Here is a 16,465-nt window from a genome sequence, read left to right as displayed (position 1 = left end):
GTCAGCTGCCCACCACCAGCGCCTCCAGCTCGGCTGCGTCGAGCAGGCGCTCGGGGCGCACGGTCTCGTCCGAACCCAGGTAGTAGAACGCCGCGTTGACCTTCTCGACCGGCAGCCCGGACCAGCGCGACCACGCGAGCCGGTAGACCGCGAGCTGGACCTCGCGCGTGCGCCGGGCCTCGGCGTCGCGCGGTGCCTTGCCCGTCTTCCAGTCCACGACCACGACGGCGTCCTGCGCGCCGTCCGCGTGCTCGGGCCTCTCGGGGAAGACCGCGTCGATGCGCGAACGGAACATGATGCCCCCCACGGGGGTCTCGACGTCGACCTCCACGGCGATCGGCGTGCGCCCCGCCCACTCCGAGGCGAGGAACGTCTGCTGGAGCGCGTCGAGGTCCAGGTCCGGCGAGATGTCCTCGTCGTCGGCACCGGGCAGGTCGTCGACGTCGAGCAACGACGACGACGTGAAGTACTGCTCGGCCCACAGGTGGAACTGCGTGCCGCGGCGCGCGTGCACCGTGGGCTGCGCAGGCACCGGGCGCCGCAGGTGCAGCGCGTACTCGCCCCGGTCCGCAGCAAGACGCACGAGTCCCGACGCCGAGATGTGCGCAGGGAACGAGATCTCGCTGCTCCGGGCGTCACGGCGGTCGCGCTCCTCGAGCAGGATGCGAGCGAGCTCGCGCAGGTCCGTGCCCGACGCGTCGAGCAGCGGAACCTGCCCCTGCGAGATCGCACCCGAACCGGCGTCCGCCCCGCGACCGGCAGCCGCCGAGAGCGACGCGCGGGTGTCGATCCGTTCGCGGACCCAGTCCGCGGCGGCGCGCACGACCGCACGAGCACGCGGCTCGGCGGTCGGCACACGCGGCACCGGTATGGGCGCGCCGTCGGCCACCGCGACGTCCGCCCCGGTGCGGTCGACCCCCGGCTCTTCGCGCGGCCACTCGGCCTCGTGGACCAGCTCGTCGCGCGGGTTGGTCTCGTCCTTCCCGGGCATGCCGGCCCAGTCGGCGTCGCTGATGATGCCGGCCCCGGCGAGCTCGACGAGGAACGGCGAGGGTGTGCGCGGCTTGGTCGCGTCCCGCCACCAGGACCCGGCGAGCAGCAGCTCGGCGCGTGCGCGCGTGAACGCGACGTAGGCGAGGCGGCGCTCCTCGTCGACCTGGTGCTCGCCGCTCGCCGCGAGGAACTCCTTGCGACGGCCGTCGAGGTCCTTGGCGTCCTCGGCGATCTCGTAGCGGAAGACGGGCAGGTCCTCGGCGTCGCCGCGCAACGGGTACGGCAGGTTGCCCAGGCCCGTGAACCAGCCGCTGTCGGTCGGCCCCTTGTCGCCCACGGCCGTGTTGGGGAAGATCCCGTCGACCATGCCCGGCACGGCGACGACGTCCCACTCCAGCCCCTTCGAGGCGTGCACCGTGATGATCTGCACCGCGTCGGGGTCGGGCTCGCGCACCGGCAGGTCGAGGCCCCGCTCCTGCGACCCGGCCGTGCCGAGCCACGCGAGGAACGCGCCGAGCGTCGGCAGGTCCGCGGACTGCGAGAACGTCGCCGCGACGTCACGGAACGCGTCGAGGTGCGCGCGGCCCCGGTCGCCGACCTCCTCGCCGTAGCCGCCCGCCGCGAGCGTCGCCGCGGTGGTCACCTCGATGTCGAGCCCCAGGGCCCGCTCGGCCTGGGTCACGAGCTCGGGGAGCGACAGGTACGTCTGGCCGCGCAGGTCGCGCAGCACCTTCGCCAGCGCGACGAGCCGCGCATGCCCGGCCTCGGTGAGCACGCGGCCGTCCCGCGCGGGGTGCCCCGGGGCGGGCAGGTCGTCGAGCGCGTCGACGATCGACCGGTGGTCGACGACGTCGCCCTCGACCACCGTGAGCGTCCCGTCCGCGGCGACGCCGGGCAGCTCTGCCTCGCCCGGTGTGCCTGCACCAGACGGACCGGCGGACGCTCCGCCGTCGGGCGGGCCCATCGGAGAGGAGTCGGCAGACGGGCGGCGCGCCGCGTCCCGGCGCGCCAGGTCCGCCGCCCAGCTGCTCAGCGCGTGCAGGTCCGCCGCGCCCAGGTTGAGGCGCGGACCCGTGAGGACGCGCATGAGCGAGTCCCCGCGCGACGGGTCGTGCGCGACCTCGAGGAGCGCGACGAGGTCCACGACCTCCGGGGTCGAGAGCAGGCCGCCCAGGCCCACGACCTCGACCGGCAGCCCCTTGGCACGCAGCGCGACCTCCATCGCGAGGAACTGCGAGCGCGCGCGGCACAGCACGGCCGCGGTCACGCGTTCCTGGCGGCGCGTGCGCGGACGCCAGCGCTCGGCGACGAAGTCCGCGACCGCCGCGGCCTCCTCCTCGAGAGTCGCCGCGTACACGCCGGTCACGACGCCGCGCCCCGCGCCGGGCCGCTCGTCGAGCTGGGGAACGGGCACGCGCGTGGCGCCCTCGCGCAGCGGCGCGGCCGTGACGTTGGCCGCGGCCAGGACTGCCCGGTCGTTGCGCCACGACGTGCTGAGGTACTGCACGTCGGCGGGCGCACCCGTGCTGCCCGGGCCCGTCGCGCGGAACCGCTCGGGGAACCGTGCGAGGCCCGACGCGCTCGCGCCGCGCCAGCCGTAGATCGACTGGTTCGGGTCGCCGACCGCCGTGACCGGGTGCCCGCCGAACAGCGCGCACAGGAGCTCGACCTGCGCGTAGGACGTGTCCTGGTACTCGTCGAGCAGCACGACCCCGTACCGGGCCCGCTCCCCCGCACCCACCGCGGGCACGGTGCGGGCGAGCCGGGCCGCGATCGCGACCTGGTCCCCGAAGTCGAGCGAGTCCGACGTCCGCTTGCGCTCCTGGTAGGTCTCGACGACGTCGAGCAGCCGGTGACGCTCCCCGAGCGAGGCGAGGAGCCTCTTGACCTCGGCGTAGTGCTCGGTGCGCTTCCCACCGAGCGGCGTCGCCAGGATCGTGTCGACGATGCCCGTGATGCCCGCGCGGGCCTCGTCAGGGCTCAGCAGGTGCTCGCTCAGCGCCCCGGACAGCGACAGGACAGCGCCGACGACCGTCGAGAACGCGGCGTCGGTCTGGAGGTCGCCGGCCCAGCTCTCGACGACCTCCGCCGCGAGCTGCCACTGGCTGGCCTCCGAGAGCAGCCGGGCGCCCGGCTCGATGCCGATGCGCAGCGCGTGGTCCCCCACGAGCGAGGCCGCGTACGAGTTGTACGTCGAGATCGCGGGCCGGTCCAGCATCGACAGCGCCGCGCCGTCCCTGCCCAGCGCCCGGTCGAGCTGCACGAGGCGCGACTGCACCCGCTCCGCGAGCTCGCCCGCCGCCTTGCGCGTGAACGTCAGGCCGAGCACGGCCTCCTTGGCGACCCACTCGTTCGCGATGAGCCACACGACGCGCGCCGCCATGGTCTCGGTCTTGCCCGACCCGGCCCCGGCCACCACGAGCAGCGGCGCGAGGGGCGCCTCGATCACGGCGACCTGCTCGTCGGTGGGTCGCGGACGCCCCAGCATCTCCGCGATGCGCACGGCCGAGAACTGCGGCTCGGGCAGCTCCCGCGTCCCGGCCGTCGCGCCACCGGCCCCGGCAGCCCCGGCCGGGAGACCGACCGCCCCGAGGTCGACGTCGTCGAACAGCGACTCGGCGCTCATGCGATCACCTGGCGGCCTTCCGTCATGAGGGGGCAGGAGCGGCGCACGGGGCACACCGAGCACAGCTTGTTCTCGCGGGCCGTGAACACCGAGTCCGCCATGGTGTCCGCGACGTCCTCGACGAGCTCGCGCGCCCAGCTCGACCCGTCGGGCTCAGGTTCGAGCGCGGGCTGCGTCCGCAGGCCCGCGTCCTTGCCGTCGCCCACGAACACGAGCTGTGCGCCCGCGCTGCGGGTGCCGTCGGGCAGGTCGAGCACCCCGCCCTCGACGGCGAGCTGGTAGGTACCGAGCTGGGGGTTGGTCACGGCCTCCGCGACCGACGGCTTGGTCTTGCCCGTCTTGAGGTCCGCGACGCGCACCGCGCCGTCCCCGGCGTCCTCGACCCGGTCGATGACGCCGCGCAGCACGGCCCGGCCGATCTCGAGCTCGAACGGCGCCTCGACGAGCAGCGGCTTACCCGAGGACTGCAGGTATCCCGCGAGGCGGCCCACCATGTCCTCTGCCTTGTGGCGCGTCTGGGTCGCGGGCCACCCGGGCGTGAGCGCGAGCTCGGGCCAGCGCCGGTCCAGCTCCGCGGCGAGCTCGGAGTGCGTCCCGCGCGGCGCTTCCTGCGCGATCGAGTGGACGAGGTTGCCCAGCGACTGCGCGGTCGCGTCGGGAGCCGTGCCGCCCGCACTCTCCACGGCCCAGCGCAGCGCGCACCGGCTCACCGACTCGACCTTGGACGGCGAGATCATGACCGTGTCCTCCGGCCCCCACAGGGGCTCTGTGCTCGAGACCGGGTTGACGCCGTACCACGACTCGGGGCGGGCCTCACCGACACCCGCGAGCGCCAGGTCCGCCAACAGCTCGGCGAGGGCGTCGGCGCGCTCGGGGTCGGGGGCGTCCGTCCGGTCCGGTCGCCCCCCACGCATGCCTGGGCGCGCGGCGGCGGACGACGTCACGGGCACCTCCCGCACGACCTGCTCGACGAGCAGGCTGCGCGCCGAGGCGACGAGCCCACGCAGGTCGAGCGGCTGCCCCACCTCGACGCGGCGCGGGTCGCGCTCCTCGTCGGGTGCCGCCGGTCCGTCGCCGTCGTCCGGCGTGCCGCTCGCGGTGGGCGTGTCGTCGTCGGGCCCTGCGGGCGGGCACACGAGATCCACGAACGGCGAGGGGACCTCGTCGACGTCGCTCACGGCCGTCACGAGCAGGCGACGCGTCGCGCGCGAGGTCGCGACCGCGAAGGACCGCAGCTCGTCGGTGAGGACGGCCCTCCGGGCGTCCGGCCCCAGGCCGTGCGCGTCCTGCGAGCGCCCCGCGAGGAGCTCGACGAGCGCCTCCGACCCGAGCAGCGAGTCGCGCAGCCGCAGGTCCGGCCACACGCCGTCCTGGACCCCGGCCACGACCACGACGTCCCACTCGCGTCCTGCCGCGCCGGCGGGCGTGAGGGCGGCGACCGAGTCCGTGCCGGCGGCGCGGGCCGCGAGCGAGTCGGCGGGCAGGTCCTGGGACTCGAGGTACTCCACGAACGCCGACGGCGGAGCCCCCGGCATGCGGTCGACGAAGGTCTCGGCGGCGCGGAAGAGAGCGAGGACCGCGTCGAGGTCGCGGTCGGCGCGGGCGCCGACGGCCCCCCCGCCGAGCGCTGCGTCGCGCCACCGGTCCGACAGGCCGGTCGCGCTCCAGATCGCCCAGAGCACGGTCTGCGCGGTCGCGTCGGGGGCTCGGGTGGACTCCCGTCCGGCGGCGATCACCCGGGCCACGGACACGGCGCCGCGCCGCACGCTCGTGGGCAGCGTCGCGGCGCGCGACTCGTCGAGCAGGACCTCGACCAGGAGCGCGTCCGAGGTGCGGCCGCCGCCCGAGCCGAGCTCCTCGGCGCGCAGCGCCCTGCGAAGACGCCGCAACGCGACCACGTCGAGGCCTCCCACGGGGGAGGTCACGAGCGCGGCCGCCGTCACGGGGTCCAGCTCGTCGAAGCCCGACGGGTCGTCCGACGCGGCGGGATCGCGCTCGATCAGCGTCTCGGCGGGATCGCCCACGTCGCGGGTCAGGGCGTCGTCGATCCCGGCTGCGCCGCGCACGCCGTCGAGTCCCCGCGAGTACCCGGCCGGGGGCAGGCCGACCGCGACGCGCATGATCGCGAGCAGCGGCGTGACCGCGGGCTCCTCACGCAGCGGCACGTCCGAGCCGAGGATGCCGACGGGCACCGAGGCCGCGATGAGCGCGCGGCGCAGCGTCGCGAGCTGGGCCCCGGCGCGGCAGACCACGGCCATGCGCCCCCAGGGGGTGCCGTGCAGCAGGTGCTCGGCGCGCAGCTCGCGGGCCACGTACGCGGCCTCCTCCGCGCCGCTGCCGAGCAGCGCGACCGAGGCGCCGCGCGGCGGTCCGTCCTCCGGGCCGGGGACGGGCGACGCCGCCGCCCCGCGGTGGACCGCGCCCGCGACCGTGCCGATCTGGGTCGTCACGGTCCGCGTGACCTCGCGGAGGTCGCCCTCCTGCCGCCAGGCGGTGCCGAGGACCTCGACCCGCGCGTCGAACTCGCCCGTCGCGGCGCGCCGTCGCACGGGCGCCGCCGCCCGCCCGACCAGGGCAGGGCTCGCGCCGCGGAAGGTCTGGACGGCCGTGTCCGGGTCCGCGAGCAGGACGAGGCGCGCGCCGTCGTCGTGCACCACGCGCAGGAAGCGCGCCGTCGCGATCGTGGCCTCCTGGTAGTCGTCGACGACGACCAGGTCCCACCCGGGCCGAGGAGCGCCCGTGACCTCGTCCTCCCAGGCGAGCAGGGCCTCGGCCGCCTCGTCGACCACGACCGCCGGGTCGTAGCGCGAGCCCAGGTCCGGGGTCCCGACCCGCAGCGCCGTCACGTCGAGGTACTCCTGGTACACCTGCGCGGCGGTCCGCCACTCGGGGCGGTCGTGCTGCGCGCCCAGGTCGTCGAGGTCCGCGGGGGTCAGGCCGCGCTCGGCCGCGCGCATCAGGAGGTCGCGCAGCTCCTGGCGCAGGCCCCGCAGGGCCAGCACCTCCTCCGGCAGCCCGTCCGGCAGGCGCAGCGGCACACCCTCGCCGTCGAGGTGACCCGCGAGCAGCTCGGCGAGGAGGAGGTCCTGCTCGGGGCCGGAGATGAGGGTGGGCGGCGGCTCACCGGTCGCCGCGGCCCGTGCCCGCAGGACCGCGAACGCGGCGGCGGCCGCCGTGCGGACCATGGGGGCGCTCACCGTGCGGTCCGCGCGCGCCGACAACCGGTCGCGTACCTCCGCCGCGGACCGTCGCGACGCCGCGACCACCAGGATCCGGGCCGGGTCCACGCCCTCGCTCAGCGCCTGTGCGGCCACCTCGATGGCGACGGTCGTCTTGCCCGTCCCGGGCGCCCCGACGACGAGCGTCGCAGGCTCCGTGCGCGCCGCGTCGAGCGCGGCCCGCTGGGTCTCGTCGAGCCGGACGGGCGCCGCGGAGGCGGTGTCCGGCAGGACGAGGCGGAGGTCGGGAAGGTGCAGCACCCGAAGATCTGATCACGAGGCACCCACATCGTCAGGCAGCCAAGGCCCTGCACGGGGACGGTTAGAGCGTCGGCCACCCGTTCGGCAGGCAGCCCTCGGTCGACATGGACTGCTGGACCATGACGGGGGCGAGCGCACCGGGCGCCGGGCAGCTCACGTGCCGGTGCCCCAGCACGTGCCCGACCTCGTGGTTCACCAGGTACTGCCGGTACAGCGGCAGGTCCTGCCCGAAGTCCGTGGCACCGTTCACCCAGCGCGAGAAGTTGAGGATCGCTGCGCCCGTCGTCCCGCACGAGTACTCGCCGATCGTCTTGAGCGGGGCGCACAGCCGGTCGGTCGTGGCCGGGCTCGCAAGGACCACGCGGATGTCCGCGTCACCGCCGGTCCGGGCGAACGTCACGCCGTCCACCGCGCTCCAGCCCCGCGGGTCGTTGAGCGTCGCGAGCACGGCGGCCGCGAACGTCTCGCCGTCCACGGGCAGCCCCTGCTCGACCTCGACGCGCACGCGCTTGACCGTCCCCGCTCCGGGGGCGGGCACCTCGGCCGGCACGATCACCAGCGCCCCGCCGAGGTCCGGCACGACCTCCCGGCCGACCAGTCCCGACCCCTCCTCGACGACCCTCTCGAGGGGCAGCGGCAGCGCCCCCGGGCCGTCGAGACCGAGCTGCGGGTCACGGACCGAGCGGCTCGCGGTGCCCTCCGAGCGCACGTCCGTCGCGCCCTCCGTGCCGGCGGTCCCGTCCGCCGCGGCACCGGCGGTCGCCTCGGGCGCGGCCACCTCCTGCCCGACGCCGTCACCCCCCGGGCCGTCCGTCGCACCGGAGGCCACGGGATCCGTGGGCGCACCGGGGAGCAGCGCCCCCATGCCGAGGACACCGGCCCCGATCCCGCCCAGGACACCGGCCACGACGAACGCCGCCGCCGGACCGCCGCGCATCCCGCGCCGACGCGCGCCCCCGACCCGTGCCCGGTTGCGCCCCCCACGCGGCGTGCGCGACGCCGTCGGGCCCGGGAAAAGGGCCTGACCTGGGTGTTCACCCTCCACCGGACGATCCCCCAGGGGTCCCCTCCAACCATCGACGGGCGCTCCTGGTGCATTCACGTGTCCATGATCGCACCGCCCGCCGCACCACTGCGGCGCTGCCCGTACTATCGCCGCATGTCGGGGGTCGCAGAGAAGCAGAGAATGCCCGGTACCGTGCGCGCACGCATGCCCCGGGGCGAACGGCGGGCGCAGTTGCTCACCGTCGCCGAACGCCTGTTCTCCGACCACGGCTACCACCACATCACGATGGACGACATCGCCGACGGAGCCGGGGTCAGCAAGCCCGTCCTCTACCGGCACTTCCCGTCCAAGCTCGACCTGTACCTCGCGCTCGTCGACCAGCAGGGCGCGGCCCTCGTGGACTCGGTCCGCACCGTCCTCACGCCGTTCCGGTCCCCGCCGCCCGGCACGTCCCCCGCCGACGTCGACGCCCTCGCGGTCGACGGGCTCGCCGTGATCGAAGCCATCGTGCGCGCCTACGTCGACTACGCGCGGAGCGCCGGCCCGTCCGCGGGCCTCCTGTTCGAGTCCGACGTCATGCGCGACCCGGACGTCCGGGCCCGCGTCCTCGAGCCGGACGAGGTGAACGCCCGCGAGTTCGCCGTCGTCCTCGGCCGGCTGACGACCCTCACCGCGCACGAGGCGCTCGTCGTCGCCCGCACCTGCACCGCGATCGCGCGCAACGCCGCGGGCGAGGCCGCTCGCGTCGGCACCGACGTGACGGACGAGGAGCTCACACGCCTCGTGCCCGCGCTCGCGTGGCGCGGGGTCCACGGGATGCTCCGCCGCGACCGCTGAGCCCCGCCCGCCCCCTCACCCGCCGCCACCAGCGCGGGAACGTCCGAGACGCCCGGGAATCTCGTTAGTATCGGAGGAGTTGTCGACAAGTGGCCGGCGGGATCACCCGCGGGCGACGCTCGCGAAGGAGAATCACGTGGAAGTCACCATCGGTGTGCAGAACCTGGCCCGCGAGCTCGTGATCGAGACGGAGGAGACCACCGAGGCCGTGGCCGCCGCCGTCTCCGCTGCGCTGGCCGGCGGTCCGGCCCTCGAGCTGCTCGACTCGCGCGGACGCCGCGTCATCGTCCCGACGGCGTCGATCGGCTACGTCGAGATCGGCACCGAGGAGCAGCGTCGGGTGGGCTTCGGCTCGCTCTGACTCGCGTCCGGCGTGCACCCGGAGCGCACAGCGCACGAGAGCGGGGCCCCGGCTGTCAGCCGGGGCCCCGCTCTCGTCGCCTCGGGGACCTCAGGCCGCGAGGCCGTGTCGAACCGCTCAGGCCGCGAGGCCGTACCCCACCGCTCAGGCCGCGAGGCCCAACCGCCCCATGCGGCGCGTGTGCTCGGCCGTGAGCTGGGAGAACACCCAGGCCTGGCGGTCGGCGGCCGTGCCCGTCACGTCGGCCGACCCGGGCGTGCCGGCCTCGGTGCGGTGGCCCGCGCCGTCCGCCAGGAGTCGGCTCAGCCCCTCGCGCTCGGCGAGCAGCGACTGCACGAGCCCGAGGGCCTCGCCCACGAGGCGTCGACCCCACAGCGCGAGGCGCGACGCGAGCACGGGGTCCGCCGCGGCGGCGTCGGCGATGACGGTCGCGGACCGCTCGGAGTCGACGCCGTCCGAGAGGATCGCCAGGACCAGGTCGCGGGAGCGGTCGTCGAGCCCGTCCGCGGCGAGGCGGCAGAAGTCGTCGGCCACGCCGTGCCCGACGTATCCCTTGAGGACGCCCTCCCACCAGGTGCTCGACGGGGTGCGGCTCTCGAAGTCGTCGAAGATGCCGTCGAAGGCGCCCATCTCCGCCTCCGGGTCGCCGCCCAGGTCCGCGATGCGCTCCAGGACGAGCTCGTGCCGCGCGAGCATCCTGCCCGCGTGCCGCGAGAGCTGGTGGCGCTGCGCGAGGGTCGGGGCGTTCGCCGCGTCGGTGGCCAGGCGCCCGAACGTCGCGAGCTCGGTGTACGCGATGAGGCCCAGGAGACCGATCACGTCGCGGTCGGTCGCGAGCCTCTCCGTACCGGCGGACAGGTCGTGGTGCAGGGGCTCGCTCATCCGGCCAGGATAGTCGAGCGCCCTCCGCGGGCTGCGACATGAAACGTGACAACCCGGGTGATGACGGGTCCAGCAGGAGCAGTCGGATACTATGGGTGGGTACATCGGTTGCCCGGTCGTCCGAATCCCCCGGCCCCCGGTGGGCGCTCCTGAGCCCCACCCCGTGCCGAAAGACTTGCGAACGACACTGCACGACGCCGACCTCGGTCGGTGCGCGCGGGCGGAACCGGGGTTCGCGCCTCAGGGCCGACGACCCCCGACGACGTCTTCGCGGCGAATACCCACGATCGGCTGCCGGCCACTAGGCGCGAGAGACCGTACCTGCCTGGGACTTCCCGGAGCATCGTGGACCCGCCGAACCGTCGGGTCGATCACGCACGTGCGGCGCCTCGCGCCAGACATCAGAACCACGAGGCACCAGTGACCACCACCGAAACTCCCGTCGAGCCCACCGCGCTCGACCTCCCCACGTCCGAGACCCCTGCCGCGAGCCCTGCCGACGACGTCCAGGGCACGCTGTCGTCGAGCGTCCAGGCCAAGGACGTCTCCTTCGCGGACTTCGGCGTCCGCCCGGAGATCGTCGAGGCGCTCGCCGACGCCGGCATCACCCACCCGTTCCCCATCCAGGCGATGACGCTGCCCGTCGCGATGTCGGGCCACGACATCATCGGCCAGGCCAAGACCGGTACCGGCAAGACGCTCGGCTTCGGCGTTCCGCTGCTGCACCGCGTCGTCGCTCCGGGCGAAGAGGGCTTCGACCAGCTTCCCGCCCCGGGCAAGCCGCAGGCGCTCGTCATCGTCCCGACCCGTGAGCTCGCCGTCCAGGTCGCCGGTGACCTCGAGGCCGCGTCGGCCAAGCGCAGCGTCCGCATCATCCAGCTCTACGGCGGCCGTGCGTACGAGCCGCAGATCGCGACGCTCAACGCGGGTGTCGAGGTCGTCGTCGGTACCCCGGGGCGCATGATCGACCTCATGAACCAGGGGCACCTCAACCTCACGCGCGCCCGCTGCGTCGTGCTCGACGAGGCCGACGAGATGCTCGACCTGGGCTTCCTGCCCGACGTCGAGAAGCTCCTCTCGCGCACGCCCGCCGCCCGCCACACGATGCTGTTCTCGGCGACCATGCCGGGCGCGGTCGTCTCGATGGCGCGCCGCTACATGACGCAGCCGACGCACATCCGGGCCAACGACCCGGACGACGGCGGCCAGACCGTCAAGAACATCAAGCAGGTCGTCTACCGGGCGCACGCGCTCGACAAGGTCGAGGTCCTCGCGCGCATCCTCCAGTCCGAGGGCCGCGGCCTGACGATCGTGTTCGCGCGCACCAAGCGCACGGCCGCCAAGGTCGCCGACGAGCTCGCGGACCGTGGCTTCGCGTCGGGCGCGATCCACGGCGACCTGGGCCAGGGCGCCCGCGAGCAGGCGCTGCGCGCGTTCCGCTCGGGCAAGATCGACGTGCTCGTCGCGACCGACGTCGCAGCGCGAGGCATCGACGTCGACGACGTCACGCACGTCGTGAACTACCAGTGCCCCGAGGACGAGAAGACGTACCTGCACCGCACGGGCCGTACCGGCCGCGCGGGCAACAAGGGCACGGCCGTCACGTTCGTCGACTGGGACGACGTGCCCCGCTGGTCGCTCATCAACAAGGCCCTGGACCTGAACATCCCGGAGCCCGTCGAGACCTACTCGACGTCCCCGCACCTGTACACGGACCTCACCATCCCCGAGGGCACCAAGGGCCGCCTGCCCAAGTCGGCGCAGACCCGCGCGGGCCTGGACGCCGAGAAGCTCGAGGACCTGGGCGAGACCGGCAAGCGTGGTGGTTCGCCGTCGCGCACCGGCCGAGACGCGGGGCGTGACGCGGGCCGCTCGGGCTCGCGCGACGCCGGCCGTTCCGGTGGCCGCGACAGCGGTCGCGGCGGCTCGCGGTCCGGCGGCCGCGAGGGCGGCCGCAGCGGCGAGGGCGCACAGCGCTCCTCGTCCACGGGTTCCACCGACGCTGCTCAGGCTCCGCGCACCGAGGCTCCGGCCGCCGGCGCCTCGACCGAGGGAGCTCCCTCGCGTCCGCGTCGCCAGCGCAACCGCCGCCGCACGCACGGCGGCGCGTCGGGTGCCGGGACGGCAGGGACGCCGGCTCCGGCCGAGTGATCCTCGACCGCTCGGCCTGACCTGACGGCGGGCCGTCGCTCCACGGAGCGGCGGCCCGCCGTCGTGTCCGGGGACCTCGTCGGGACGCGTTCCACAGGTCGGGTCTAGCGTGGGTCCATGGACCCTCGCGTCAGTCTGATCACCCTGGGGGTGCGCGACGTCGCCCGGGCGCGCACCTTCTACGTCGACGGCCTCGGGTGGGAGCCGGTCAACGAGGTCCCGGGCGAGGTCGTCTTCCTCCAGGTCGGTCACGGCCTGCTGCTCTCGCTGTGGCGCCGTGCCGACCTCCTCGAGGAGGCCGGTCCCGGCATCCACGAGGCCCACCACTCCCCTGAGCCCCTGCCGCGACGCATGGTTCCCGTCACGCTCGCGCACACCGTCGGTTCGCCCGCCGAGGTGGACGACGTCCTGGCGAGCGCGCTCGCCGCGGGAGGCTCCGTCGTCGTGCACGCGCAGGTGCGCGTGTGGGGCGGCTACTCGGGGTACTTCGCGGACCCGGACGGGTTCCGCTGGGAGGTCGCGCACAACCCGGGCCTCGTGGTGTCCGACGACGGACAGGTCACCTTCGTCGCACCGGAACCCGACCCCGGGGCCTGGTAGGGCCCGGGGTCGGTCTCGTCACGGGGTCCAGTCCACGTCCGAGACCTCGTTCCACCCGATGCCGGCGGCCGTCCATCGCGGGGACACCTGGACGAGCCGGTTGCGGAAGTCCGCGTAGCTGCGGTCGTCCTGGTCGGACCACGCGACCTCGGCGGTCGCGGGCAGGCGCGGGAAGAGCATGAAGTCGGTGTACTGGTCGACGGGCACGAACTCGTCGAGGCTCTCGGGAGTCTTCGCGAGGCTGTCGGGGTAGGTGCGGTCGGACCACAGCAGCACCTCGACGCCGGCCATGTCGGACTCGTCGGCCAGGGCGCTCGTGCCGTCCAGGGTGGTGAGCTCGGTCGCCGGGTCCCAGTCGTAGGCCTCCTCGAGCGTGATCTGCGTGGCCCACTCCAGGCCGTACGGGGTGTCGTCGTCGTACTTCATGTCGAGGTAGGTGCGGTCGGCCGGGGACATGATGAGCCGCGCGCCCAGGTCGAGGGCGTCCTGCACGTCGACCAGGTCGGCGTTCCTCGCTTCTCCGCCGATGACGGGGCGCAGCCGCTCCCCGACCCCCCAGTACTGGATGAGGGCACCCGGCGGCAGCGCCTCGGCCGCACCCCACTGGTGCCAGCCGATCACGGTCTTGCCGTGGCCGGTCGCGATCTCGTTCGCGGCCTCGGCGTAGTTCTCGTACCAGCCGGGCGGGCTGGGGGCCTCGTCGCCGCCCAGGTGCAGGTACGGTCCGGGGTTCTGCCCCACGACCGACGCGAGGACGGCCTGGAGGAACGCTCGGACGTTGCCCATGTTCTCGTCGCTCGAGCAGACCACGGGGTTGTTGACCTCGGGGCCCCAGTACTGCGCCGTGGGGACACCGTCGCAGGTCAGCGACCCGAGCGACGCCTGCGCCGCGAGCGTGTGGCCAGGACCGTCGATCTCGGGGACGACCGTCATGAACTTCTCGCCTGCGTACGCGACGATCTCCGCGTACTCCTCGGCGGTGTAGTACCAGCGTTCGCCCTCGCCGCTGGCCGGCTCCCACCACTCCTGCGTCGTGGAGCCGATCTCGGTGAGCTCGGGCAGGGCGTCGACGGCGATGCGCCAGCCCTGGTCGTCCGTCAGGTGCAGGTGCAGCGCGTTGAGCTTGTACGTCGACGCGTGGTCGATGAAGCGCTTGACGGACTCGACCGGGTAGAAGCGGCGGGCCACGTCGAGCATCGCGCCGCGGTAGGCGAACCGGGGCTCGTCGGTGATCGTGACGGCCGGGGCGGTCCAGCCGCTCGCGGGTGCGTCCTGGACCGTCGCCGACTCGATCTCCGACGGGAAGAGCTGGCGCAGCGTCTGGACGCCGCGGAACAGGCCGGGGGGCGCGGCCGCCGTCAGGACGACCTGGTCGTCGTCGACCGTGAGCTCGTACGCGTCGACCGCCAGGTCGTCGAGCAGGCCGTTCGGGTCCCAGGTCACCTCGGGGTCGGGGGCGAGCTCAAGTCGGATCTCGCCCGCCGCGCCCTCGACGGCAGGGCCGAGGGGTAGCTCGAAGCCCGTCGCCGTGCCGAGGTACTCCGCGAGCTCCTCTCCGACCCGGTACACCTCGGGGGCCATCTCCTCCGGGGTGACCAGTGCGATGGTCGAGTCCGCCGTGAGGGCGAAGCCCTTGCCCTCGTCGACGCTCACGTCCGTGGGCACCGGGACGAGCCCGAGGCCGGTCGACGGGACGGCGCTCTCCTCCTCGGCCGTGCAGCCGGTGAGCAGCGTGGCCGCAAGGACGGTGGCGACAGCCCCGGTGGTGAGGGCGGCGGGTCGGCGGCGACCAGGTGAGTTCATCAGCACTCCTTCGTAACTCATGACCGGAGAAGGCCGCGCCTTCCCCGCGGCTCCACCCTAGGGGCGTCCGGGGGCGCGAGGCCGCGGGTCAGCCATCTCGATGAGGTAACGAATCCGGTGGGACCGCTCCCCTGATGTCCGGCAGGCCGTACCGCTCCCGGAGCGCCCCGCGGCCCGACAGCACGACGCCCGCGAGACCCGGTGGTCTCGCGGGCGCCGGCACCGCTCGGAGGAAGGGCCTCAACCCGCCATCTGCACGAACGCCGTGACGGCGTCCGCGACGAGCTGCACCGCGATGGCCGCGAGCAGCAGGCCCGCGATACGGGTCACGAGGATCGTGCCCGAGTCCCCCAGGACGCGGTGGATGACGTTCGCGAAGCGCATCGCCAGGAACAGCGTGAGGTGCACGGCGACGACGCCGGCCGCGATCGCGACCCAGTCCGCCGCGGACCCGTCGGCGCGCTGGACGAAGACCATCGTCGCGACGATCGCACCCGGCCCGGCAAGGAGCGGCGTGCCGAGCGGGACGAGGGCGACGTTGACGCCCTTGTTGCCCGACGGCGTCGGCTCCTCCATCTTTCCCGTCAGCAGCTCCATCGCGACCAGCAGGAGCAGGAGGCCGCCGGACGCCTTGAGCGCCGGGAGCGAGATGCCCATGTAGTTGAGGATCTGCTGGCCGAAGACCGCGAACGACACGATCACGCCGAACGCGACGAGGATCGCCGTCCGCGCTGCCTGGTTGCGTTGCTTGGCGCCCATGGCGCTGGTCAGTCCCAGGAAGATGGGGACCGTCCCGGGAGGGTCCATGATCACGAACAGCGTGATGAACACCTCGGTGAAGAGGCGCAGGTCCATGATGTCGTTCACGACACCACCGCCCGCGCCGTCATCGGATCACGTCCAACGTGCCTAGCTCCTCGATCGTCTCCAGCACTCGTGGTGCTGTCGTGTTCTCGCCGAGCCGGTTCGGTTTGCCGGCCCCGTGGTAGTCGCTCGAACCCGTCACGAGGAGGCCCAGGGTGTGGGCGACGTCCTCGAGGCGGGCAACCTGCCGTGCGCTGTGGTCGCGGTGGTGCACCTCGAGCCCCAGCAGTCCTGCGTCGGTCATCTGCTCGATGACCTCGTCCGGCACCACGCGTCCTCGTCCGTCGGCGCCCGGGTGGGCGAAGACGGGCACCCCTCCGGCGGCGCGCACGGCGCGCACGGCGTCCAGGACGTCGGGTGCGTAGTGCGGCACGTAGTAACCGGTGCCGGGGTGCAGGATCGTGGCGAATGCCGCCGAGCGGTCGCTGACGTGGCCGGTGGCCACGAGGGCGTCCGCGATGTGCGGTCGCCCGATCGTGGTCCCCTCCTCCGTCTGCGACAGGACATCTTCCCACGTGAGCGGGTAGTCCTCGCCGATCCGCTCGACCATGCGCCGGGCGCGTGAGACGCGGTCCTCGCGCGTGCGCTCGGTCTCGGCCAGGAGGTCGGGGTGCGTGGGGTCGTGCAGGTAGCTCAGGAGGTGCACCGAGACGTGCCCGGAGCGGGCCGAGATCTCGGCACCGCGCACCAGGGCGACGCCGTGGCGTCGGGCGGACTCGGCGGCGTCGGCCCAGCCGGCGGTCGTGTCGTGGTCGGTCAGGGCGACGACGTCGAGCCCTGCGGCGGCCGCGTCCGCCACGACCCGCGCCGGGGCGTCGGTCCCGTCGGACGCCGTGGAGTGGGTGTGGAGGTCGATGCGCACC

General features: G+C 74.2%; 11 protein-coding genes. 4 read left to right on the top strand and 7 right to left on the bottom strand.

The window, feature by feature from the left end; genetic code table 11:
• Position 1: 1 nt before the first annotated feature.
• The 3 genes from IE95_RS0106070 to IE95_RS0106060 form a co-directional block, all read right to left on the bottom strand.
• Positions 2-3,619: an ATP-dependent helicase gene (locus IE95_RS0106070; protein ID WP_084689881.1), complete on the bottom strand. Its 3,618-nt coding sequence runs from the start codon at positions 3,617-3,619 to the stop codon at positions 2-4.
• Positions 3,616-7,098 (bottom strand): ATP-dependent helicase, encoded by a 3,483-nt coding sequence (locus tag IE95_RS0106065; protein WP_051702806.1) that lies wholly within the window; start codon positions 7,096-7,098, stop codon positions 3,616-3,618. Before IE95_RS0106065 ends, IE95_RS0106070 begins: the two co-directional genes overlap by 4 nt.
• Positions 7,099-7,159: 61 nt before the next feature.
• On the bottom strand, positions 7,160-8,035 hold the full coding sequence (locus IE95_RS0106060) for a DUF3152 domain-containing protein (protein WP_129429408.1): 876 nt from the start codon (positions 8,033-8,035) through the stop codon (positions 7,160-7,162).
• 222 nt (positions 8,036-8,257) lie between these two features.
• On the opposite strand from IE95_RS0106060, the gene IE95_RS0106055 reads away from it, so the two are divergent.
• Positions 8,258-8,941 (top strand): TetR/AcrR family transcriptional regulator, encoded by a 684-nt coding sequence (locus IE95_RS0106055; RefSeq protein WP_030150742.1) that lies wholly within the window; start codon positions 8,258-8,260, stop codon positions 8,939-8,941.
• A 136-nt stretch (positions 8,942-9,077) separates the two neighbouring features.
• Positions 9,078-9,302: a DUF3107 domain-containing protein gene (locus IE95_RS0106050; RefSeq protein ID WP_030150741.1), complete on the top strand. Its 225-nt coding sequence runs from the start codon at positions 9,078-9,080 to the stop codon at positions 9,300-9,302.
• Positions 9,303-9,446: 144 nt separating this feature from the next.
• Here the strand turns inward: IE95_RS0106050 and IE95_RS0106045 are convergent, their stop codons facing one another.
• A complete protein-coding gene (locus IE95_RS0106045) occupies positions 9,447-10,184 on the bottom strand; it encodes a ferritin-like fold-containing protein (protein ID WP_051702804.1) in 738 nt (245 codons plus the stop codon).
• A gap of 420 nt (positions 10,185-10,604) precedes the next feature.
• Between IE95_RS0106045 and IE95_RS0106040 the strand changes: the two genes are divergently transcribed.
• Together IE95_RS0106040 and IE95_RS0106035 are read left to right on the top strand one after the other, a co-directional pair.
• Positions 10,605-12,335: a DEAD/DEAH box helicase gene (locus IE95_RS0106040; protein ID WP_030150739.1), complete on the top strand. Its 1,731-nt coding sequence runs from the start codon at positions 10,605-10,607 to the stop codon at positions 12,333-12,335.
• A gap of 117 nt (positions 12,336-12,452) precedes the next feature.
• Positions 12,453-12,935 carry a VOC family protein gene (locus IE95_RS0106035; protein ID WP_030150738.1) on the top strand — a complete coding sequence of 161 codons (483 nt, stop codon included), beginning with the start codon at positions 12,453-12,455 and terminating at the stop codon, positions 12,933-12,935.
• 18 nt (positions 12,936-12,953) lie between these two features.
• On the opposite strand, the gene IE95_RS0106030 is transcribed toward IE95_RS0106035, so the two are convergent.
• The 3 genes from IE95_RS0106030 to IE95_RS0106020 all read right to left on the bottom strand — a co-directional run bounded on the left by IE95_RS0106030 (position 12,954) and on the right by IE95_RS0106020 (position 16,464).
• Entirely contained in the window at positions 12,954-14,738 is a 1,785-nt protein-coding gene (locus tag IE95_RS0106030; RefSeq protein WP_164984111.1) for a beta-N-acetylhexosaminidase, read from the bottom strand.
• Positions 14,739-14,978: 240 nt separating this feature from the next.
• A complete protein-coding gene (locus IE95_RS0106025) occupies positions 14,979-15,605 on the bottom strand; it encodes a MarC family protein (protein ID WP_030150736.1) in 627 nt (208 codons plus the stop codon).
• Positions 15,606-15,624: 19 nt separating this feature from the next.
• Positions 15,625-16,464 carry a PHP domain-containing protein gene (locus IE95_RS0106020; RefSeq protein WP_030150735.1) on the bottom strand — a complete coding sequence of 280 codons (840 nt, stop codon included), beginning with the start codon at positions 16,462-16,464 and terminating at the stop codon, positions 15,625-15,627.
• Position 16,465 lies beyond the last annotated feature (1 nt).

It is taken from the genome of Oerskovia turbata, from assembly GCF_000718325.1.
Taxonomy (GTDB): domain Bacteria; phylum Actinomycetota; class Actinomycetes; order Actinomycetales; family Cellulomonadaceae; genus Oerskovia; species Oerskovia turbata.
The sequence above is the reverse complement of the archived record's forward strand: the minus strand, read 5'-3'. Positions and strand labels throughout refer to the sequence as shown.